18 protein-coding genes are annotated in these 21,129 nt (G+C 71.9%); 10 read left to right on the top strand and 8 right to left on the bottom strand.

Annotated features, from left to right (window positions below; genetic code table 11):
- The first annotated feature begins 141 nt into the window (after positions 1-141).
- A complete protein-coding gene (locus tag RI138_RS14950; RefSeq protein WP_311120326.1) occupies positions 142-1,641 on the top strand; it encodes an anthranilate synthase component I family protein in 1,500 nt (499 codons plus the stop codon).
- A complete protein-coding gene (locus RI138_RS14955; RefSeq protein ID WP_311120327.1) occupies positions 1,638-2,240 on the top strand; it encodes an anthranilate synthase component II in 603 nt (200 codons plus the stop codon). Before RI138_RS14950 ends, RI138_RS14955 begins: the two co-directional genes overlap by 4 nt.
- Here the strand turns inward: RI138_RS14955 and pdxR are convergent.
- A complete protein-coding gene (pdxR, locus tag RI138_RS14960) occupies positions 2,227-3,615 on the bottom strand; it encodes a MocR-like pyridoxine biosynthesis transcription factor PdxR (protein ID WP_311120328.1) in 1,389 nt (462 codons plus the stop codon). The genes RI138_RS14955 and pdxR overlap by 14 nt on opposite strands.
- 159 nt (positions 3,616-3,774) lie before the next feature.
- Between pdxR and trpD the strand changes: the two genes are divergently transcribed.
- Entirely contained in the window at positions 3,775-4,848 is a 1,074-nt protein-coding gene (gene trpD, locus RI138_RS14965) for an anthranilate phosphoribosyltransferase (protein WP_311122898.1), read from the top strand.
- 40 nt (positions 4,849-4,888) lie between these two features.
- On the opposite strand, the gene trpC is transcribed toward trpD, so the two are convergent.
- Positions 4,889-5,713 carry an indole-3-glycerol phosphate synthase TrpC gene (gene trpC / locus RI138_RS14970; RefSeq protein ID WP_311120329.1) on the bottom strand — a complete coding sequence of 275 codons (825 nt, stop codon included), beginning with the start codon at positions 5,711-5,713 and terminating at the stop codon, positions 4,889-4,891.
- 189 nt (positions 5,714-5,902) lie between these two features.
- Between trpC and RI138_RS14975 the strand changes: the two genes are divergently transcribed.
- From RI138_RS14975 to RI138_RS14990, 4 genes are all read left to right on the top strand, one after another.
- Positions 5,903-6,073, top strand: a complete 171-nt coding sequence (locus RI138_RS14975; RefSeq protein ID WP_311120330.1) for a hypothetical protein — start codon at positions 5,903-5,905, stop codon at positions 6,071-6,073.
- Positions 6,070-8,364 carry a TOMM precursor leader peptide-binding protein gene (locus tag RI138_RS14980; protein ID WP_311120331.1) on the top strand — a complete coding sequence of 765 codons (2,295 nt, stop codon included), beginning with the start codon at positions 6,070-6,072 and terminating at the stop codon, positions 8,362-8,364. Before RI138_RS14975 ends, RI138_RS14980 begins: the two co-directional genes overlap by 4 nt.
- Positions 8,365-8,508: 144 nt before the next feature.
- Positions 8,509-9,723 (top strand): sensor histidine kinase, encoded by a 1,215-nt coding sequence (locus tag RI138_RS14985; protein ID WP_311120332.1) that lies wholly within the window; start codon positions 8,509-8,511, stop codon positions 9,721-9,723.
- Positions 9,724-9,751: 28 nt separating this feature from the next.
- Positions 9,752-10,363 (top strand): response regulator transcription factor, encoded by a 612-nt coding sequence (locus RI138_RS14990; RefSeq protein WP_311120333.1) that lies wholly within the window; start codon positions 9,752-9,754, stop codon positions 10,361-10,363.
- Positions 10,364-10,406: 43 nt separating this feature from the next.
- Here the strand turns inward: RI138_RS14990 and RI138_RS14995 are convergent, their stop codons facing one another.
- From RI138_RS14995 to RI138_RS15020, 6 genes are all read right to left on the bottom strand, one after another.
- Positions 10,407-11,033, bottom strand: a complete 627-nt coding sequence (locus tag RI138_RS14995) for an NADH oxidase (RefSeq protein ID WP_311120334.1) — start codon at positions 11,031-11,033, stop codon at positions 10,407-10,409.
- Positions 11,034-11,221: 188 nt separating this feature from the next.
- Positions 11,222-11,848, bottom strand: coding sequence for a hypothetical protein (locus tag RI138_RS15000; protein ID WP_311120335.1), 627 nt, complete (start codon positions 11,846-11,848; stop codon positions 11,222-11,224).
- 23 nt (positions 11,849-11,871) lie between these two features.
- Complete coding sequence (locus tag RI138_RS15005) at positions 11,872-13,395, bottom strand: HAMP domain-containing sensor histidine kinase (protein WP_311120336.1); 1,524 nt, start codon at positions 13,393-13,395, stop codon at positions 11,872-11,874.
- Entirely contained in the window at positions 13,392-14,075 is a 684-nt protein-coding gene (locus RI138_RS15010; protein ID WP_096630620.1) for a response regulator transcription factor, read from the bottom strand. The genes RI138_RS15005 and RI138_RS15010 overlap by 4 nt, the downstream gene beginning before the upstream one ends.
- A 23-nt stretch (positions 14,076-14,098) precedes the next feature.
- On the bottom strand, positions 14,099-15,829 hold the full coding sequence (murJ, locus tag RI138_RS15015; RefSeq protein WP_311120337.1) for a murein biosynthesis integral membrane protein MurJ: 1,731 nt from the start codon (positions 15,827-15,829) through the stop codon (positions 14,099-14,101).
- An 8-nt stretch (positions 15,830-15,837) separates the two neighbouring features.
- Entirely contained in the window at positions 15,838-17,052 is a 1,215-nt protein-coding gene (locus tag RI138_RS15020) for a lipid II:glycine glycyltransferase FemX (RefSeq protein ID WP_311120338.1), read from the bottom strand.
- Between the two features lie 298 nt (positions 17,053-17,350).
- Here RI138_RS15020 and RI138_RS15025 point away from each other — a divergent pair, with 298 nt between their 5' ends.
- The 3 genes from RI138_RS15025 (at position 17,351) to RI138_RS15035 (ending at position 21,097) form a co-directional block, all read left to right on the top strand.
- On the top strand, positions 17,351-18,556 hold the full coding sequence (locus tag RI138_RS15025) for a L,D-transpeptidase (protein WP_311120339.1): 1,206 nt from the start codon (positions 17,351-17,353) through the stop codon (positions 18,554-18,556).
- Positions 18,557-18,854: 298 nt separating this feature from the next.
- Entirely contained in the window at positions 18,855-19,364 is a 510-nt protein-coding gene (locus RI138_RS15030) for a DUF3515 family protein (protein WP_311120340.1), read from the top strand.
- 107 nt (positions 19,365-19,471) lie between these two features.
- A complete protein-coding gene (locus tag RI138_RS15035; RefSeq protein ID WP_311120341.1) occupies positions 19,472-21,097 on the top strand; it encodes a serine/threonine-protein kinase in 1,626 nt (541 codons plus the stop codon).
- Positions 21,098-21,129: the final 32 nt, after the last annotated feature.

Genomic DNA, 21,129 nt, shown 5'->3' on the forward strand with positions numbered 1-21,129 from the left:
AAGCGACGGGTGAATCACCCAGGTGGGGAAGGCTTTTCCCGGGCTTTCCGATTGGACCGGAAAACAGCCGCCGGATTGGTCTGGATGTTCCTGCCGAAGAGCTGCTTCGCTGAATGGACTCGAAGCCACGGGGAGGACACCATGCCAGGAAATACAGCGATCGAGGTACGGGTCACGACGGCGACGCTGCCCGCGCACGACCCGCTCGAACTCTACGTACGGTTACGCGACGCGCTCCCGGCCGATGATGTCTTCCTCTTCGAGAACATCAACGGGCCTGGCCAGGACCGGAGTTCGGCCGTGGTCGGGCACGGCAGGCTGTGCGAGATCCGGGTGTACGCGGGCCATGTGGAGATCGACGGCGTCCCGGCCCTGACCGAGGCCCTCGTGGCGCTCGCCCAGGACGCCGGCCTCTCACCCGGGCTGGAGTTCACCGAACCGGACCGGGTGTGGGAACTGCTGTCCGCCGCCCAGCGGCTGTTCGCGGTGGAGAGCGACATCCCCGTCACGGAGTACGCCTTCGGCTTCCTGACGACCCTCTCGTACGAGTCCGCCTGGCACATGGAGACGCTGCCGCCGCGCACCAAGGCGCCCCGCTGCCCCGACATCACCCTCACCCTCTTCAGGGACACGGTCTGGTACGACCCCGAGTCGGGCTCGGTGCGTCATCTCACCGCTCGCAGCCGCCACTTCGCGGCCTCGGCCGACGTGGCCTGCGCCACGTTCGCGCGGGACGCGGCCGCCGCCGGGCCCGCCTTCGTTCCGGAGGCCGACGCCCCCCGGTCGGTCCACGACACCCTGGACCGGGCCACGTTCCTGAAGTGGGCCGAACAGTGCCTGGAGCACATCCGGGTGGGCGACATCTACCAGATCCAGATCGGTCACCGCATCGACGTCGAGACCGCCCTCACCCCGGTCGACGTCTACCGGCGGCTGCGCCACCGCAACCCGTCGCCGCACATGTACCTGCTGCCCCGCGCGGGCCTCACCCCGGACGGAGACGGGGACGGGGCGGCGCTGATCGGTGCCAGCCCCGAGCTGTTCTTCCGCGTCGTGGGCGACGAGATCGTCATGCGCCCCATCGCGGGCACCGCCCGGCGCGGCGCCGACGAGAGCGAGAACGAGCGGCGCGTCAAGGAGCTGCGGGAGTCCACCAAGGAGCAGGCCGAGCACATCATGCTGGTCGACCTGTGCCGCAACGACGTCGGCCGGGTCAGCCGTCCCAGCACCCAGCCGGTGGACCGGCTGATGGCCGTGGAGAGCTTCTCGCACGTGTTCCACCTGGTCTCGACGGTCGCCGGGACGCTGGAGGAGCGCGTCGACACCTGGGAGGCGGTACGTGCCACGTTCCCGGCCGGCACCATGACCGGCGCGCCGAAGATACGCGCCATGGAGATCATCGACGGCCTGGAGCGGGAGGCCCGAGGCAACTACGCGGGGGCCGTCGGCCTCGTCGACGTACGCGGCTGGAGCGAGCTCGCGCTGTGCATCCGCACGGTCGAGTACGACGGCAGGCGGTACACCACCCAGAGTTCGGCCGGTCTGGTCGCCCAGTCGCTGCCCGAGTCGGAGTGGCTGGAGACCCTGGTGAAGATGGGTGCCGCCTACTGGGCGCTCACCGGTGAGGAGCTGCTGTCATGAAGGTCCTGCTGATCGACGCGTACGACAGCTTCGTGCACATCATCGACCAGTACCTGCGCACGCTCGGCGCGCGGACCGAGGTCGTACGCTCCCACACCCGCTCTCCCGACGAACTGGCAGCGCTGGCTCCGGACGCCCTGGTGCTCGGTCCGGGCCCCGGGCACCCCGCCGCGTCCGGGCATGTGGAACTCGTCCACCGGTTCGCCGGCCGGGTGCCGCTGCTCGGGGTGTGCCTGGGGCACCAGGCGATCGCGCTGGCGTACGGCGGTCGCGTCGAAGTCGCCCCGCAGGTCATGCACGGGCGGACCAGCACGGTGAGCCACGACGGCGTCGCCCTCTTCCAGGGCCTCGGCAACACCCTGGAGGCCACCCGCTACCACTCGCTGATCGTCGCCGAGCCGCTCCCCGACGAGCTGGTCAGCACGGCCGTCTCCACCGACCACGGCTATCTGATGGGGCTGCGGCACCGCACGCTGGCGGTCGAAGGCGTGCAGTTCCACCCGGAGTCGGTGACGACCACCGGCGGCCTTCAGATGATGGAGAACTTCCTGGACAGCGCCCGCCCGGCGAGGAACGGCGTCCCGGTCACCAACGGCTGACCTCACCGAGCACCTGGACCGCCTCGGCCACACCACCGCGCGGCAGGTGGGCGTGGCCGATCACCAGCGCGGGCTCGTCCGGACGCGGCAGGCAGGTGAAGGCCGCGCCGCCGCGCACCAGGACCGAGCGGAGCAGTGCCCCGGCCACCAGCGCCCCCTCGTCGGTGTGCCGGGGCAGCCGCACACTGGCGTGCAGCCCGGCGGCGGGGCCGAGCACCTCGGCCCCGGGCAGATGCCGCACCACCGCCTCCTCCAACGCCTGTCTGCGGCTGTGGGCGACCTCCCTGAGCCGCCGCAGGTGCCGGTCGAGCAGCCCGCTTCGCAGAAGTTCGGCGAACGCGAGCTGGGTGTACGTGTCCGAGCCGAGGTCGTGCCGGCCGCGGGCGCGCGCGAGCTCGCCGAGGAGCCGCTCCGGGGCCGCCAGCCAGCCGAGCCGCAGCCCGGGGGCGAGGGTCTTGCTGGCCGTGCCCGCGTACACCACCCGATCGGGCGCCAGGCGCTGCAACGCGATCGGCGCGGCCCCGCGGTCGTACCAGAGCCCTCCGTCGTAGTCGTCCTCGATCACCCAGCTGTCGGTGGCGCGGGCCCACTCCACCAGTGCCTCGCGGCGCGCCGCGGAGAGCACGGCGCCGCTGGGGAACTGGTGCGCGGGAGTGACCAGTACGGCCCGCACTCCGGTCGCGGCCAGCGCGCCGACGTTGATCCCCTCCTCGTCGACGGGCACCGGAACCGGCGCGATACCGGCTTCCCTGATGAACTGCCGCTGCCCGGGGTGGCCCGGGTCCTCCACCGCGAGCACGTCGACCCCGAGGCGGGGCAGCGCGGCGCACAGCAGAGCGAGGGCCTGGGCGAATCCGGAGACCACCATCAGCCGGCCCGCATCGGTGCGCACTCCCCGCAGCCGGCCCGCGTACTGGGCGAGTTCGGCCCGCAGGGCGAGCTCACCGGCCAGCGGCGGGTAGCCGTGGCCCGTGGTGCCCGCGGACTCCAGCACCCTCGTGTAGCAGGTGAGCCATTCACGGCGCGGGAAGGCGAGGGTGTTGCGCCCGCCCGTGCGGAGATCCCACCGGATACCCGGTACCCGCCCCTCGTCCAGCAGCGCGGACGGGCCGGGGCGGCCGGGCAGGCGGCCGTTCACGCGGGTGCCCGAGCCCTGTGCCGCGTCGAGGTAGCCCTCCGCGACCAGTTGCCCGTAAGCCTCCACGACGACGCTGCGTGAGACGCCCAGGTCGTCGGCGAGGCGGCGGCTGGACGGCAGCCGGGTTCCGGGGTGCAGCGCACCTTCGGCTATTTCCCGCTTGATGAAACTCTGGATCTGCGCGGTCAGGGATTCACGGGAATCCCTGGCCACGTCGACGGCCATATGCAGGGACATGTCTTCTCCCTTCTCCGGAATTGGACTGGCATTCCTCGCGCCTACTGGTCTGGAGTCCTGCGGCGGGACTTCGCAGACTGGATCTCGGACAACGCATCCGGCGCAGTTCGAGGGGGATCTCCCATGACTACACAGCTGACCGAACAGTTTCCCGGCCACATGGCCGCTGACGTGGCGGCGCACCCCAGACGCCGTTCCTGGGCGGAAATCATCAACTCGCTGCTGGCCGGACGGAATCTGACCGGCGCCGAGACCGCCTGGGCGATGGACCAGGTGATGTCGGGACAGGCGGGCGGGGCGCGGCTGGCCGGCCTCCTGGTGGCGCTGCGTGCGAAGGGCGAGACCGTCGAGGAGGTCGAGGGCCTGGTGCGCGCCATGTACTGGCACGCCGTCCCCCTCGATGTCCCCGGGCCGACCCTGGACATCGTCGGGACCGGCGGTGACGGCTCGGACAGCCTCAACATCTCCACCATGTCCGCGGTGGTCGCCGCCGCCGCGGGTGCCCGTGTCGTCAAGCACGGCAACCGCTCGGCGTCCTCCGCCTGCGGCTCGGCCGACGTGCTCGAAGAACTCGGGGTCCGCCTGGACGTACCGGCGTCCGAACTGCCGGCGCTGGTGGACGAGAGCGGCATCGTGTTCTGCTTCGCCCCGAACTTCCACCCGGCGATGAGGCACGCGGCCGGTCCACGCCGGGAGCTGGGCATCCGTACGGTCTTCAACGCGCTCGGTCCGCTGACCAATCCCGCCTCCCCCACCGCCCAGGCCGTCGGGGTCGCCGACGCCTCTCTCGCGCCGCTCATCGCGGACGTGCTGGCCCGGCGCGGCGTCTCGGCCCTGGTGTTCCGGGGTGACGACGGCATGGACGAGCTGACGGTCACCACCACGTCCACCGTCTGGTCGGTGAGCGAAGGCGACGTACGGCGGGAGACCTTCGACCCGCGCGACATCGGGATACCGCTGTCGCCCGCGGGGGCGCTGCGCGGCGGCGACCGGACCCACAACGCGGGGGCGGCGCGCCGCATCCTGGCGGGCGGGCAGGGCCCGGGCCGCGACGCCGTCCTGCTGTCCGCCGCCGCAGGCCTGGCGGCCCTGGCCCCGTCGCACGCCCCGATCGCCGAGCGGCTGGCCACGGGCGTCCGGCAGGCGGCCGCGGCCATCGACTCCGGCGCGGCCGAAGCCACCTTGGAGCGGTGGGCGGCGCTCACCGGGAAGCTGACGGCGAACGCCGGTTGACCGGCTCCCCGCGGTGCGGCGGGGACGGGCGTCCCCGGGCTCATCGCGCCGCCGGCCCGCCCGCACCCCGGCGGCCGGCGGCAACCAGGGCAGCCACCGCCTCCCGCGGGTTCCCGCCGGTGACCAGTGCCTCGCCGACGAGCACGGCGTCCGCGCCGAGGGCGGCGAAGCGCGCCGCGTCCCCCGGCCCCCGCACCCCGGACTCGGCTATCCGGACGACGGTGTCGGGGATGGCCGGGGCGATGCGCGCGAAGGCCGTCCGGTCCACCTCCAGCGTGCGCAGGTCGCGGGAGTTGACGCCGATCACCCGCGCACCGGCCGCCAGGGCCCGCCCGGCCTCGACCTCGTCATGCACCTCGACGAGCGGGGTGAGGCCGATCTCCTTTGCCGACGCCACCAGTTCGGCAAGCTGCGGCTGTTCGAGCAGGGCCACGATCAGCAGCACCAGATCCGCGCCGTGCGCCCGCGCCTCCCACAGCTGGTACGCGTCGAGGACGAAGTCCTTGCGGAGTACGGGGATACCGCACCGGCCGCTCACCAGGTCCAGGTCGTCCAGGCTGCCCAGGAACCGGCGCCGCTCGGTCAGCACGCTCACCGCCGCCGCGCCGCCCGCCTCGTACTCGGCCGCCAGCGAGGCCGGGTCCCGGATGTCGGCCAGCGGCCCCTTCGCCGGACTCGCGCGCTTGACCTCGGCGATCACGTTCAGCCCCCCGGTGCCGCGCAGCAGGGACACACAGTCCCGCCCCGGGGCGCCGGACGTCGGCAAGGCCGCGACAACGTCCGCCAACGCGGCCTGCGACACCGATTTCTGACGTATCGACATGTCCTCGCGCACGCCGGCGGCGATCTGCTCCAGTACGTTCATGGGGCGAACCCTAGGGAGCGCCGGGGACCCGGTACATGCGCTTAAGCGGACGCTGAATGCCCCAGGACGCCGCATGAAATCTTCACCTCCCGATGGTGAGCCCGGCACTTTCTGCGCAGGTCCCCGCTTCGCAGAATCAGGTGTGCAAGGGCAACCCGACAGGCACACCAAGAACGGGGATCGACCACCATGAACGACATCACCTCGTCCGACAACCTGTGGACCGCCGACTCGGCCGGTGCCGTCCACCCCGGGCTCAGCCTGGTGATCGAGGACCTCGACGGCCTCGGCGAGCACACCACCGCCCTGTTCACCGTCTGCGTCCTCGCCACCCCGGACACAGGGCTCCTCGCAGCATGACCGCCGCCGGGGGGCTCGGGCAGAACACGCTGGTGGGATTCAAGAGTCATCTACGGCCGACCATCGTCCCCGGTGAGGCGGCCTATCTGATCTCGCCGCTCGGCATCACGGCACTCCACGGAGCGCACGCCGAGGTGCTGGTACCGCTGCTGGACGGCAGCCGCAGTCCGGACGCGGTGGTGCGGGACGCCGCCTGGGCGCTCAGTGCCGACGAGGCCCGCAGCGCGCTCGCCGCACTCGACATGGCGGGGCTGCTGCGACTGCGGCCCGAACCGCCCACCAGCCCGCCCCCCGGGAGGAACGACACGGCCGGCGAGGCGTACTGGGACCTCGCCGGTCTGGACGGCGGGCAGGCCGCCGCCGACCTCAGCGGCGCGCGGGTACGGATCGTCGCCCTGACCGACATCGACCCCGAGCGGCTGCGCACCGCCTGCCGCGACTCGGGCATCACCGTCGCGGAGCCCGGTGCCGCCGCGGACTTCGCGCTCGTCCTGTGCGACGACTACCTGTCCCCGCAACTGCGGGAGGTCGACAGCCTGCACCACGCTTCGGGCATGCCGTGGCTGCTCGCCAGGCTCGGCGGCGCCGACCCCTGGGTCGGCCCCGTGTTCCGGCCCGGCGACGGCCCGTGCTGGTCCTGCCTGGCGGTCCGCCTGCGCGGCCACCGGCGTTCGGAGGAGCCGATCCAACGGCACCTCGGCCTCGAAGGGCCGCCGGAGCGACCGCGCGCGGCGCTGGCGGCCTGCGAGAACATCGCGCTCCAACTGGCCGTCCTGGAAAGCGCCAAGTGGCTCGCCGGGGTGCGCAGGCCCTCGCAGAGTGCCGTGCACACCCTGGACACCCTCCAGCTGCGCGCCACCGCGCACCCTGTGGCGAGGCTGCCGCAGTGCACCGTGTGCGGCGACCCGCAACTGGTCGAGCGCCGTGTGAAGGCGCCCTTCACCCCGGCGTCCCGGCCCAAGGCTGCGGGAGACCTGAACGGGCACCGCGCACTCACCCCCGAGCAGGTGCTCGACCGCTACGGCCATCTGGTGGACCCGGTCACCGGCATCATCAAGGAGATCCGCCGGGCCCCGCGCAGCCCCGCGTTCGTCAACTCCTTCCTCTCCGGCCACAATCTCGCGATGGGCCCGCAGTCCCTGGCCGGGCTGCGCGCCGGACTGCGCGCGCTCAGCGGCGGCAAGGGCCTCACCGAGACCGAGGCGCGCACCAGTGCGCTGTGCGAGGCGGTCGAGCGCTACAGCGGGACCCGCCACGGCGACGAACCCGCCGTACGCGACACCTTCCGCGCACTGGGGCCGACGGCGGTCCACCCCAATGCCGTCCAGCTCTACGACGAGCGGCAGCTGCGGGAGAGGGACCGCTGGAACGCCCGCGGCTCCAAGCTCCAGTACGTACCGGACGTCTTCGACGAGAACCACCCCACGGAGTGGACGCACGTGTGGTCGCTCACCGGGAGGACCCAGCGGCTGCTGCCCACGTCGATGCTGTACTTCAACGAGGCCCGCGCACCGGACGGCCTGTGGGCCGACTCCAACGGCAACGCGGCCGGGAGCAGTCCCGAGGACGCGGTGGTGCAGGGCTTCCTCGAACTGGTCGAACGGGACGCGGTCGCGCTGTGGTGGTACAACCGCACCCGGCAGCCGGCGGTCGATCTGGACGCGGTTGACGAGCCGTACGTCGAACGGCTGCGTGACGGCTACCGGCAGGTGCACCGCGAGGTGTGGGTTCTCGACCTCACATCGGACTTCGGCATTCCGGTGATGGCCGCCCTGTCCCGGCGCACCGACAAGCCTGCCCAGGACGTGATCTTCGGCTTCGGCGCCCACTTCGACCCGCGTGTCGCCCTGCGCCGGGCGCTGACCGAGATGGGACAGCTGCTTCCCGCGGTGTGCGACGCGAAGCCGGACGGCACCGGATACCGCGTCCAGGACCCGGACCCGCTCAACTGGTGGCTGCGGGCCACCCTCGCCAACCAGCCCTGGCTGACGCCCGACCCGACGGCCCCCGCCCGCACGCCCGCGGACTGGGCGTACACGCCGCGCGGCGATCTGCTCGACGACGTCACCGCCATCACCGAGCTGGTACGGGAGCGGGGTATGGACCTGCTGGTGCTGGACCAGAGCAGGCCGGACCTGGGGCTGCCGGTGGTGAAAGTGATCGTGCCGGGGATGCGGCACTTCTGGTCCCGCTTCGCTCCGGGCCGGTTGTTCGACGTGCCGGTCGCACTAGGCCGGAGCTCGACGCCGACCAGCTACGAACTCCTGAACCCCATACCTCTGTTCGTATAATCGGCCAATCTCCACGCGCCTCACACGTCCATCGCCTATGATCCGCGAAGGTGCGCGAACGGTGCGACAGAAGAGGCCGCGAAGACGATGCCACCCCCCGAGCGATCCCCCCAACTGCCCGCGTCAGCACTAAAGTTGCAGGACATGGACAAGGACGAGGAGCAGAGGCGATCGGCGCCCATCGCCGGCCGTGACATCCCGGCGCCCCGACTGGCCCGTGTCATTCTCACCGCCGCCCTCCTGAGCTATCTGGCCATCACCACGCTCAACATCCTCGCGGCGGAGCTCAGCGGGCCCACACTCGCCGTGGGCCTGCTGAGCCTGGCCGCGATCTTCCTCATCCAGCTGCGCCACTCACAGGCCGGAGCCAACCGGGCACCGCTGCACCGACGCTGCACCACCCTGGGCATCCAGGCACTGCTCACCTACCTCCCCATCGTCGTGTTCCGCGCCGAATGGGGCGCCATGGCGGGGTTCCTGGCCGGATCGCTTCTGCTGCTCCTGCCGTCCAGGGTGGCCTGGGTGATGTTCGGGGCGGTGGGGCTGTCCATGCTCCTGCCTCCCGCCCTCGACGGCAGGTCGGCGCTCGACAGCGTCTATCTGTGCCAGTCCACGCTGCTCACCGGCCTAGTCGTCTACGGACTGTCCCGGCTGGCCGACCTGGTCAGCGTGCTGCACGAGACCCGTGACCAGCTCACGCGCATGGCCGTCACCAAGGAACGCCTCCGCTTCGCACGGGACCTGCACGACCTGCTCGGCTACAGCCTCTCGGCGATCACGCTCAAGAGCGAGCTGATCCACCGTCTCGTACCCACTCATCCGCAGCGTGCCATGGAGGAGGTCCACGACGTGCTCGCCATCTCGCGGCAGTCGCTCGCCGACGTCCGGATGGTCGCCAGCGGGCTGCTCAGCATGTCGCTGGCGGACGAACTCGCCTCGGCCCAGTCCCTGCTCGACGCCGCCGGACTGGAGGTGCGGGCCGACATACGGCTGGGGGAGATGAGCCAGCAGGTCGACACCGTGCTCGCGGCGGTCCTGCGCGAGGCGGTCACCAATCTCCTGCGGCACTCGAAGGCCAGCCGCTGCGAGATATCGGCCGTACGGGAGGACGGCCGGGTGAGGCTGTCCGTGGCCAACGACGGCGCCGACCCCACCTACCGTGACCCGTCGACACACATCGGCAGCGGCAGCGGTCTGGGAAACCTGATGATGCGGCTGAACGTCGTCTCGGGTGAACTGACCACGACCCGCGGGCCCGACGGATCGTTCCTGCTGCTGGCCGAAGCGCCGGCGGCCCCATCGAGACATCCGCCCGACACGGAGGACGACGTGGTGTCCTCACAGAAGCCGGCTGCCTGAGCCGGAAACAGATAGGGGGGCTCGGTCAGTGGCGATACGCCTACTGCTCGCCGAGGACATGAACATGGTTCGGGGCGCACTGGTGGCGCTGCTGAATCTGGAGGACGACCTCGAAGTCGTCAGCGAACTGGCGCGAGGCGACCAGATCGTGGACGCCGCCCTGGAGCACCGTCCCGACATCGCCATCATCGACATCGACCTGCCGGGCCTCGACGGCCTGAGCGCCGCCGCCCAGCTGCGCGAGAAGCTGCCGCAGTGCCGCACCCTGATCCTCACCAGTCTCGGCCGCCCGGGCACCCTGCGCCGGGCGCTGACGGCACAGGTGAACGGATACCTGCTCAAGGACGCCCCGCCCGGGGAACTCGCCCACGCGGTACGCCAGGTGGCGGCCGGGCACCGGGTCATCGACCCGCAGCTGGCCATCGCCGCCTGGGGCGGCGTCGAGACCCCGCTCACCGAGCGGGAGACCGAGGTGCTGCGGATGGCCGCGGAGGGCTCGGAGGCGGGTGAGATCGCCAGGCTGCTGCATCTGTCACCCGGCACCGTACGGAACTATCTGACGACGGTCGTGTCCAAGCTGAACGCCCGCAACCGGGTCGACGCAATCCGGATCGCCAGGGACTCGGGCTGGCTGCTCTGAAGAGTGCTTCCGCGTCAGGGACGCACAGTCGGGGGACTTCCGGTCAGGGGACTTCCACCGGCGACGCCATGCCCGCTGCGGCCAGATAGTCGAGGATGCTCTTCGTCACCGCGTCAGGCAGCGGAAGCGCCGCCGACGCGTCGGCCGGGCTGATCGGCCACGCCAGCATCGCGACCACCCACACCGCCTCGGGGCGGTGCAGCACCACCCGGTACGCGGACTCCGAGGACTCAAGCGCGAACCCCTTCGCGCACAACGAGAGCGACACGCCGGCCGGCAGCCGCACCGGGCGCCCGGCCGACAGCCGCATCAGGGCGAGGGGGGCCGCGCGGGAAACCGGCGACACCGACAGCAGCGGGCCCCCGAGGTCGTCGAGGCCCAGGGTGCGCACGAGAAGATGGGACAGCCGGGTCAGCAACGGCAGCAGCACCAGATAGGTGCCGACCCGGCTCTCCGTCCGCTCGGTCCCCGCTTCCAGGTTGGCCAGCAGGACCGGGCCCAGCTCCATTCGGCGCAGTGCCTCACGCTCGACCGGGCCGGGACTCTCGATCCGTTCCGTGCCCCACGGCCCGGTCAGTACCAGCTGGTCGGTGTGCTCGCCGGGTTCGAGTACGACGTCTTCGCGCAGCGCCCACAGATGGACGGTGCGCTGCCCGGCCGTGATCGACACGGCGAGCTCCCTTCCTCAGGAATGAATCCTGTCGAGTATCCGGCTGCCCGCCCCGGCGCCGAAAGCCAGGCCGTCACGACCCGGGCATGAAGATTTCATGTCCTGGCCAGCAGTGCCGGAACCGGACCGGTCGCAGGGGTCTCACAGGCCTCACAGGCCTCACGGGCTCACGGCCTCACGGGCTCACGTCACGGGGAAACCGTGGGCGCGCTTCCCGTGCCTGCCGTGCTTCCCGTGCTTCCCGGGGTGCGGTCGCAGGTGGTGGAGCTCGACGCCCCGTCCTGGCCCTTCAGCTCCACGACGATCCGGCCGTCGGCGGCCTGGCTGTAGGCGATCGTGCAGGTCAGCTGGCGTACAGCGGTGGCGTCCAGGGGTTTCAGGGGGAAGGGGAGGCGGATGGTGATCCTGCCGTCCGACGAGGGCTCCACTCGGACCTTCGCGCCGGGGCGGAGGGTGGGCAGGGACGTCGTCAGGCCCGCGGCCCGGTCCTTCTTCGCCGGTCCGGCGAGGAGGGTCCGGACGACCTTCTCCGTCGGTACCGGGCCGGGTTCGTCCTCGGAGCCCGGGGCGTCGGTGCCCGCCTCGAAGTACTCGCCGCCGAAGCCCCTCGCGGGCCCCGTCGTCCGGATCACGGGGTTCACCCCTCCGTGGGGGGCGCGGAAGAAGAGCAGCATCTCGGTTTCGCGGATGAAGAACGCCTCGACCGTCGCGGGGCCGCCCGCCTCGACGACGCCGGTCCCCTGGATGCCGCACCCGCCCAGCAGCAGCGGCACCGCTACCGCGACGGCAACGGCGGCCGTGCGTCGGGGACGCATGCGTCGAAACGGCCGTGCGCCGCTCATTCGGCCCTCTCCTCGGCTCGGAGCGCGGTCTCCGCGTGCAGCGGGATCTCGACGGTGAAGACGGCGCCGCCGCCGGGGGCGTTCCCCGCGCGGATCGTTCCCCCGTGCAGCCGTACGTTCTCCTGGGTGATCGCCAGCCCCAGGCCGCTGCCCGCCGAGCGGGTACGGGCCGCGTCGGCCTTGTAGAAGCGGTCGAAGATGTACGGGAACGATTCGGGGCGGATACCGGGGCCCCGGTCCGCCACCTCGGCGATCAGCACGGGCGTTCCCGAGGGGCGTTCCCCGGTGTGCAGGCGTACGGTGACCGGCGCGCCGCCGTGCCGCAGGGCGTTGCCGACCAGGTTGGCGATCACGATGTCGAAGCGGCGCGGGTCGAGCCGGGCCCGGATGCCGGCGGGAAGTTCGGTGCGGACCCGGTCGTCGTCGTCCCAGTGCCGGGTCTGGAGGGTCTTGCGGATGGCCTCGGCGACGTCGACCTCGTCGGCGTTCAGCTCGGCCGCGCGGGCGTCAAAGCGGGAGATCTCCATCAGGTCCTCGACGAGCACGGCGAGCTTTCCGGTCTCCGCGCTGACCAGCCGGACCGCCCGGGCGGTGTCGGCGTCGAGGTGGTCCGCGCCCTCGTCGAGCACCTCGGTGACGGCGAGCATTCCGGCGAGAGGCGTGCGCAGTTCGTGCGAGACGTCGGAGGCGAACCGTCGGGCTCGCGCTTCGGCCTCGCGCAACTCGTGTACAGAATCCTCCAGTTGGCCCGCAGACTTGTTGAAGGTGCGTGCCATGTCCGCCAGTTCGTCACTCCCACGCACCGGAATCCGCGTGTCGAGCTTGCCGCTGCCCATGCTCCTGGCCGCCTGGCTCAGCTCCCGTACCGGGCGCAGCACACTGCGCGCGGCGATCAGGCCGGGTATCAGCGCGACGGCGAGGCCGGGCAGAGCTCCGTCCCGGGCCGCTACGAGGAGGGCGTCGACGTTGAGCTGCTCGTCGGTCAGCCGCATGACGGCGTACAGGACGAGTCCGCTGGGCAGCACGCTGTACGGGCCGGTCTTGAAGACCGTGGGCATAGCGATGGTCAGGTAGGGGACGCCGTCCTTCACGACCCGCTGGAAGCTGCCGTACGGGTTGTCCAGCGCGGCCCGGCGCAGTTCGGGGGTGATCACGGTGGAGACGGGGTTCTCGCCCGAGGACACGCGGACCGAGCCGTACTCGGCGAACACCACCCACGGGCGCGGCTTGCCCCTGCGGGCGAGGTCCTGCAAGACCTCCTCGACGCCCTCCCCCTGTACGGGCAGCCCGAATCCCGTCTGCTGGACGTGCTCGCGGAACGTCGAGACCGCCGTGTCCTGGGCGGTCTGCAACAGCGCGTTGCGGGCCTCGCGGTAGGTCAGCGTGGCCGTCGTCCCGGCGCTGACCGCGGCGACCAGGAGGAAGGCGGCCAGCAGTCGGGTACGCAGGCCGAACGCCCGCACCCGGGGCCGCCGCTCGCCGCGTTCCCTGCCGTCGCCCGGCCCAGCGGTGTTGTTCACAGCGGGCCGAAGCGGTAGCCGAAGCCCCGCAGCGTCTGGACGTAGCGCGGGGTGCCGACCTCGTCCTCGATCTTGCCGCGCAGGCGTGCGACGCACGCGTCGACCAGGCGGGCGTCGGCGTGGTAGTTGTGCTCCCAGACGTTCTCCAGCAGTTGCTGCCTGCTGAACACCTGCTCCGGGGCGGCGGACAGGTGCATCAGGAGCCTGAGCTCCGACGGGGCGAGGGTGAGCGGGCGGCCTGCTTTGGTGACCGTCAGTCCGACCCGGTCGATGGTGAGTTCGCCGTACACCTCGATGGCCTGGCGGTCCGGTCCGCCGTCGTCCATGCGGCGCAGTACGGCACGGATGCGGGCCTCGATCACCTCGGTACGGGCGGGCTTGACGATGTAGTCGTCGGCACCGGCCTCCAGCCCGATGACCACGTCGAAGTCGTCACCGCGCGCGGTGAGCATGATGATCGGCAGCTGGCTGTACTCGCGGAGCCGCCGGCAGACCTGTACACCGTTCATACCGGGCAGCATCAGGTCCAGCAGCAGAAGATCGGGGCGGAACTCGGCCAGTGCGGCGAGACCGGCCTCGCCGGTCGCGACCGCCCGCACGTCGTGGCCGCGGCGGCGCAGACCGAGTTCGACCCCCTCGCGTACGGAAGGGTCGTCCTCGATGAGGAGCACACGGGGCATCGGCAGTTCTCCCTCGGCGGTGGTCAGGCCCGGGTCCGGCTGCGTCGTCGGCGTACGCGCCGGAGCAGCGCGTCCAGTTCGGCGAGTCGCAGCGGACGGGCGAGCAGGGCGAAGGTGAGGGCGACGGCGGCCGCACCGGCGGCCGCGGCGGCCAGGGCTCCCGCCCGCGCCGCGCCCAGGGCCGCGAAGTGGCCCAGCACGGTGGCGGGGACGGCGGCGAGCAGCAGCCGCGCGTGGGCGCCGACGGCGGCGGAACGCAGAAGCCGCGGGCGTGCGGCGGCGGGCGGCCCCGGCGGACGTGGAACGGCCGACGGTCCCGGCGGGGCCGCGGCAGTGAGCCTGCGGCTCAGGACCCGGGCGGTCACCGCCCAGCCCGCGCACAGCGCCAGGGAGTACGCCGCCGCCATCCCCGTAACCGCCCAGCGAGCGGGCAGCAGGTGGGCGGCGGCCACGGACAGTCCCGCGTTGAGCACCACGATCACGAGGTTGAGCAGGAACGGCGTACGGGTGTCGGAGAGCGCGTAGAAGGCGCGGGACAGCACGTACTGGCCCGACAGGGCGATGAGCCCCGGCGCGAAGGCCATCAGGATTCCCGCCATCGCGGCCGTGTCGTGGGCGCTGGTCCTGCCGTACCCGTAGACGAGGGCCATCACCGGGTGGGCGAGGGCGAGCAGCGCGCAGGCGGCGGGTACGACGGCGGAGGCGCAGACCCGCAGGGCGTGGGAGACGTCGCGCCGTACGGCGGCGGTGTCCCCGTCGGCGGCGGCCGCGCTCATCCGGGGCATCAGGGCGGTCACCACGGAGACGGTGACGATGCCGTGCGGGACGACCCACAGGACGTACGCGTTGTTGTACGCGCCGAAGCCGGGGGCGCCCTCGCTCCCCGCGGCCGTGGCCAGCCGGGTGGTGACCCAGTACGCGGCCTGGTTGGCCAGGACCAGCAGCACCAGCCAGCCGGCCGACCGCAGGGGGCGGGTCAGTCCGCTGCCACGCCAGTCGAAGCGGGGCCGCCAGCGGAAGCGGGCCGCGCGCAGAGCGGGGACGAGGGCGAGTGCCTGGACGGCGATACCGGCCGTCGTACCCCAGCCGAGCACGGCGGTCTCGGTCGCGGTGAGCGTGTCCCCGCCCCCCATGGCCAGGGCCAGGTACAGCCCGAAGACGGTCATGACGACGATGTTGTTCAGCACCGGCGCCCACATCATCGCGCCGAAGCGGCCGCGTGCGTTCAGGACCTGTCCGAGCAGCGTGAACAGTCCGAGGAAGAAGATCTGGGGCAGGCAGTAGCGGGCGAGCGCGGTCGTCATGGCGGCCTGTTGGCCGGTGTAGCCGGTGTACGCGTCGATGATCGCGGGGGCCGCCCATACCGCGGTCGCGGTGAGGGCCAGCAGGGCGAGGACGCAGACGGTGATGAGCCGGTCGGTGTACGCGGCGCCCCCGTCGGCGTGCTGCTTGGCGGCCTTGACCAGCTCGGGCACGAAGACGGCGTTCAGCGCGCCGCCCAGGAGCAGCATGTAGACGATGGTGGGCAGGGCGTTGCCGACCGCGTAGGCGTCGGCGGTCGGCCCGATGGTCCCCAGCGCTGCCGCGACCACGGCGGAGCGGGCGAAACCGGTGGCCCGGGCGACGACGGATCCGGCGGCCATGACGGCGCTGCCGCGTGCGGCGGAGGACTCCGTCTTCGTCGCCGCGGTCGTCGCTTCCGCTGCTGCGTCTGCCGCTTTCGTACTGTTGGTGCTCTTCGTGCTGGTTGGCATCGTCTGCTTCATCGGCGCTTCAGGTACGCCTGGAAGGCGTGGTGAAGCGCGTTGTTGGCGCTGCCGCCCAATGGTCTCTCCCATTCCCCCAACGTCTCGACGACCTGCCCCCCGGTGCCGAGCTTCCACCGTGACAATCCGAACGCACGCTCCGCCGGATCAAGAGTGGAGGGTACCCCGCGCATGTCGTAGACGTCGGCCCCGAGAGCGTGGGCGTCCAGCAGCATCCGCCACTGAAGAGCGTTGGAGGGCCGGACCTCCCGACGGTGGTCGGCCGACGCACCGGTCTGGTACCAGACCCGGCGGCCTACGGTGATCATCGTGTGGGCGGCCAGGATCTCTCCTCGGTGACGGGCCAGGTACAGCTTCATCCGGCCCGGTTCCTCGGCGTTGAGCGCCGCGTACTGACGCTCGTAGTAGGCGAGCGAGCGGCCGAGGCGGAAGCCGTCGCGTCGCTCGGTGATGTCGAGCAGCCGGCAGAACTCGGGGAGTTCCGCCGCACTGCCCACCACCACCTCCACGCCCTCCTTCCGGGCCCGGCGCACATTGCGCCGCCACTCCTGGTTGAGCCCGGACCACAGGTCATCCGCCGTCCGCCCGGCGAGCGGCACCTGGAAGACGTGCCGGGGCTGGGCGTCCCCGCCCCCCTCCTCCCCGGCCCCGCCACCGCCGCAGCGCTGCCAGCCCCGGGCCCGCAGCCGCTCGGCGACGGCGGTGCCGAGCGGGTCGACCTCGCTGGCGAGGACGTCATCCAGTCGTCGGCCCGGGCCGGTGAGCGGCTTGAGCAGGGCGGCGTCCCAGCGCCGGTAGGCGGGCGACGGGCCGATGCGTACGGCGAAGGCGCCCGCACGGCGCAGATGCTCCAGGAGCGGATCGAGCCAGCCGTCGATGCCGGGGTCGCCCCAGTCGGCGACGGGCCCTTCGGGAAGGTACGCGAAGTGCTTGCGGGTGCCGGGGAACTGCCGCAGCAGCACCAGGGCCACGCCCGTCAGCTCGCCCCCGTCCGGGTCCGGCCCCCAGCCGAGCAGCTGGGCGCGCCAGCCCTCCTTGACCTCGGCCCAGGAGGGGCACTGCAAGAAGCCGGCACCGAGGGCCGCGCCGCGCGGGGACGCGAGGAAGGTGCGGTAGGTCTCCGCGGTGATGGTTCGCAGGGCCACGCCCTCCCCCCGGTTCCGTGCTCGGCGGACGGGGCTGGACGACGACGGCACGAGCAGCGCTGACACGGTGTGAGCCTCTCCTTCTCCCGGGCTGTTCCGGGGCAACTCCCCGGACTGATCCCGGGCAACTCCCCTGGCCTGTCGCGGGGATGCAGAGGATGCTCACAGCCGTCCATGACCGCTCCGCGCGGCGAATGTGACCGGACCATGACCGTTCCTCACCAGTCGCCGTCACATCGCTCCATGGCAGCTGACCTCGGGGTTTCCGGCTCTACAGTCACGACATCGCCGACCCGCACGGCTCTCGCGCTCCCGTGCTCTCCGTGCTCCCGCCCTCTCGTTTCCCGTGCTCCCGGAGGTCCTGTTGTTCCGTACACGCGCACTCACCCACGCCCGCGCCCGGTCCGCCGTCGTGGCCGCCCTGCTGGTACCGCTCGCCGCCTGCTCGGCGAGCGCCTCCCCCAGCACCACGGCGGACTCCAAGGGGACACCGAAGGCCGACGACCGGCCTGTCACGGTCACCGTCACGCCCGCGGGACAGAAGGTTCCGGCCGGCGAGCCCGTCCGGGTCACGGCCGTGGGAGGCAGACTCACCTCGGTGACCGTCACCGACGCCGAGGGCCACCGGCTCGCCGGCGAGGTCGCCGCCGACGGCCGGTCGTGGGTCTCCGACCGCAAGGCCGTACCCGGCGCGGCGTACACGGTGACGACGGCGACCCGGAGCGCCGGCGGAATCGCCAGGAGCACCAGGGCCGGCTTCACCACCGCCCCGGCGGACAAGGTCAACAAGGTCGACTGGCGACCGGGCACCGGCACCACCGTCGGCGTCGCCCAGCCGGTCTCCCTGGTCTTCGACCATCCGGTCAGGAACCGGGCCGAGGTCGAGAAGCAGCTCAGGATCACCACCTCGAACAACACCGAGGGCTCCTGGGGCTGGATACGCGACTGGTCGGGCCGGGACCGGGTGGACTGGCGGCCGAAGGAGTACTGGAAGCCCGGCACCGAGGTCACACTCGACGCCGACCTGAACGGCACCGAATCGGGCCCGGACGGCGGCTGGTTCGTCCGCGACTACTCGACCACCTTCACCGTCGGTGACCAGCAGATCGTCAAGGTCGACCTCGACCGCCATCAGCTCACACTCATACGCGACGGCCGGACGATTCGGAACATACCGGTCTCCGGTGGTACGCCCGGCGGTGACAAGCGGTCCTGGCGCGGAACCGCCGTGCTCATGGCCAAGGAGGGCACGATCAACATGAACTCCGAGACGGTGGGCCTCGGCAACGCCTACGACAAGATGGTCGACCACTCGATGCGGCTGACCTGGTCGGGCATGTACGCGCACGCCGCCCCGTGGAACGCCCGCTGGTTCGGCAACTCCAACCAGAGCTCCGGGTGCATCGGGATGAGCGACGCGGACGCGGCCTGGTTCTACGGACAGGTGCGGCCGGGCGACCCGTTCGAGATCACCGGCAAGGACACCAAGGGCGCGGTCGAGCCCGGGAACGGCTTCGGCGCGTGGAACCTCTCGTGGGCGGAGTGGCAGGAGAAGAGCGCACTGCGGTAGCAGTCGTTCCGGGGGAAGGGCGGAGTGGGTCCGGAACGGTACGTCCCACTCCGGAGTTGGATCGGGTCGGGCCACCGCCGTCAGGTGACGAGTCCCTCCGAAGTCCGAGGCATCAAGGATGACACCAGGCAGGCACGGGAGGCGCGTCGCACCCGGCATCAGGTGGGCGACCGACGATCGCCGCGGACACCCGCGTAGCGCAGCTCACAGCCCGTCGAGGCCACCGGTTCGCGGTCGGTGCGCGTCCGCGCGATACGTTCTCGTATTGACCGATAAGCAACCCACACGGGGGACCGAGTTGACCAAGCTCCTTCGCGGGACGCTGTGCGTCACCGCAGCGTTGACCGCCTGCACGGCCCTTCTCGCCGGGTGCGGGCTGGGCGGCGGAGATCGGGGCTACAACCTCGTCAAGCCGCCTTTCTCGGGCAGTCCGGCCTGCACCGCGCTCACCGACAGGCTCCCCGAGGAACTGGGCGGACACCGTCTGGAGAAGCCGGGCGTCGACGGCGCAGCCGCCTGGGGAGACGGCGACATCATCCTGTACTGCGGGATGCCCGAGCCCGCTGCCGCCGGTGACTGCCGCACCGTGGGCGGGGTCGACTGGGTCGGCCAGAAGCCCGCCGACGACGGTACGGCCGAGATGTTCGCCACCTGGGGCCGCGATACGACCGTCCAGGTCCGGTTCGCCGGTAAGGACGCCGGCACCCCTGCCGTTCTCCAGTCGCTCGCGCCGGTCGTGAAGCAGATCAAGGAGGCTGAGGCGGGCACGGCGGGCGAGGCGAGCACGGGCTGCGGCACCGCCAGTTGAGTACCCGCGCGCGGACGCTGCCGCCACCGGCCGCTTAGGCTGGTCCCCAGGTCAACCAGCGGTTGACCTGGGGACCAGGGGACCGGAACACCGGGGGGTACGGGGCGATGGATCAGGCGACTGAGGTGTTCAAGCCGCTACAGGCGGACGATCCGCCCTCGGTGGCCGGTTACCGTCTCGCCGCCCGGCTCGGCGCGGGCGGTATGGGCCGGGTCTACCTGTCCTACACGCGGGGCGGCCGGCCCGTGGCCATCAAGGTGGTGCGGCCGGAGCTGGCCGACGACCCGGCCTTCCGGCAGCGGTTCCGCCGGGAGGTGGAGGCGGCCCGGCGGGTCCGGGGCGCGTACACAGCGGAGTTGATCGACGCCGAGGCGGACGGCACACCGCCCTGGCTGGCGACGCTGTACGTTCCCGGGCCCGCCCTGGACGCCGCCGTCGCGCGGCGCGGACCGCTGCCGGTACCCGCGGTGCTGTGGCTGATGGCCGGGGTGGCCGAGGCGTTGCAGGCGATCCACGGTGCGGGGATCGTGCACCGGGACCTGAAGCCGTCCAACGTACTGCTGGCCGCCGACGGGCCGCGCGTGATCGACTTCGGCATCTCACTGACCTCCGGCGTGACCGCGCTGACGGCCACCGGCGCCACCGTCGGCACGCCCTCCTACATGGCTCCCGAGCAGGCGTCCTCGGGTGAGATCACAGCGGCGACCGATGTCTTCTCGCTGGGCCAGACGGCGGCGTTCGCTGCGTTGGGCAGACCGCTGTACCGAGGCGGCTCCTCGGTCGGCGTGCTCTACCAGATCGTGCACTCCCGGCCCGACCTGTCACCTCTTCCCGACGAGATCCGCCCGTTGATCGCCCGGTGCCTGGCCGCCGACCCCGAGGAGCGGGCCACCCCGGCGGAGGTCGTGGAGCAGTGCCGGAAGCTGCTGGGCGCGGACGCCGAGGCGGGGGCGGGGCCTGCCGTGTGGCGGGAGGTCAGAGGTACGGAGGTGACAATTCCACCTCCGGTCGCCGACCTCACCCCGGTGCATACGCTGCTGTTGGCCGATCGGCCGCCGCAGCCCGACGGGCCGGACGGGCGGCAGACACCGGAACGGACACGGGCGCGCAGGTGGCGTACCGCGCTGATCGGCGCGGCCGCCGTGACGTCCGCGGCCCTGCTGACCGGGCTGACCTGGACCGTCCTCGACGCGACGAACGGGTTCCGCGACCGGGGTGCGACCGCCTCGGGCGGGCCGTCAGCACCCGGGGACCCGTCGGGGTCGAAGTCGGGAGCGGAGTCGGAGTCGAGGGGTGGTGACCCCACGCCGGACGCTTCGAACGCCTCCCCGGCCGGACCCACGGCATGGCAAGCCGTCCCCTACCCCCTCCAGATGCTGACCGAGAAGAACTCGCTCGCCCTCCAGGCGCCGGTCGACCGCGAGGACCGCGAGGGGGACCTCCGCTTCGTCTGTCAGCAGACCGGTTGCGCGCTGGAGAGCGACACCAGCGTGGTCGCCCTGCGGTACGGCAAACCGGGGGCCTCCCTCGAAGAGTGCCGTGCGTCCCTCCGCGGCGCCGACAGCCGCCGCCTCCCCCTGGCCGCCGCGGCTTCGGGCAGCGAGATCTGCGTCCGGCACCCCTCGGGGGACATCGCGCTGTTCGTGATCCAGGTGAAGTCGACCGCGCTGCCCGGGAGCGGGCACAGCTTCGTCACCGGTGACATGACGGTCTGGCGTGCGGAGAGTCCGTAGGGCGTAAGGGCCCGCGCCGAGACCTTGGCCAC

The organism is Streptomyces durocortorensis (assembly GCF_031760065.1).
GTDB lineage: Bacteria > Actinomycetota > Actinomycetes > Streptomycetales > Streptomycetaceae > Streptomyces.

What these genes read in the sequence shown, in the direction of transcription:
- RI138_RS14950 (WP_311120326.1), top strand. Translation starts at nt 142, where the DNA reads ATGCCAGGAAATACAGCGATCGAGGTACGGGTCACGACGGCGACGCTG.
- RI138_RS14955 (WP_311120327.1), top strand. Translation starts at nt 1,638, where the DNA reads ATGAAGGTCCTGCTGATCGACGCGTACGACAGCTTCGTGCACATCATC.
- pdxR (WP_311120328.1), bottom strand. Translation starts at nt 3,615, where the DNA reads ATGTCCCTGCATATGGCCGTCGACGTGGCCAGGGATTCCCGTGAATCC.
- trpD (WP_311122898.1), top strand. Translation starts at nt 3,775, where the DNA reads ATGGCCGCTGACGTGGCGGCGCACCCCAGACGCCGTTCCTGGGCGGAA.
- trpC (WP_311120329.1), bottom strand. Translation starts at nt 5,713, where the DNA reads ATGAACGTACTGGAGCAGATCGCCGCCGGCGTGCGCGAGGACATGTCG.
- RI138_RS14975 (WP_311120330.1), top strand. Translation starts at nt 5,903, where the DNA reads ATGAACGACATCACCTCGTCCGACAACCTGTGGACCGCCGACTCGGCC.
- RI138_RS14980 (WP_311120331.1), top strand. Translation starts at nt 6,070, where the DNA reads ATGACCGCCGCCGGGGGGCTCGGGCAGAACACGCTGGTGGGATTCAAG.
- RI138_RS14985 (WP_311120332.1), top strand. Translation starts at nt 8,509, where the DNA reads ATGGACAAGGACGAGGAGCAGAGGCGATCGGCGCCCATCGCCGGCCGT.
- RI138_RS15000 (WP_311120335.1), bottom strand. Translation starts at nt 11,848, where the DNA reads ATGCGTCCCCGACGCACGGCCGCCGTTGCCGTCGCGGTAGCGGTGCCG.
- RI138_RS15010 (WP_096630620.1), bottom strand. Translation starts at nt 14,075, where the DNA reads ATGCCCCGTGTGCTCCTCATCGAGGACGACCCTTCCGTACGCGAGGGG.
- murJ (WP_311120337.1), bottom strand. Translation starts at nt 15,829, where the DNA reads ATGCCAACCAGCACGAAGAGCACCAACAGTACGAAAGCGGCAGACGCA.
- RI138_RS15035 (WP_311120341.1), top strand. Translation starts at nt 19,472, where the DNA reads ATGGATCAGGCGACTGAGGTGTTCAAGCCGCTACAGGCGGACGATCCG.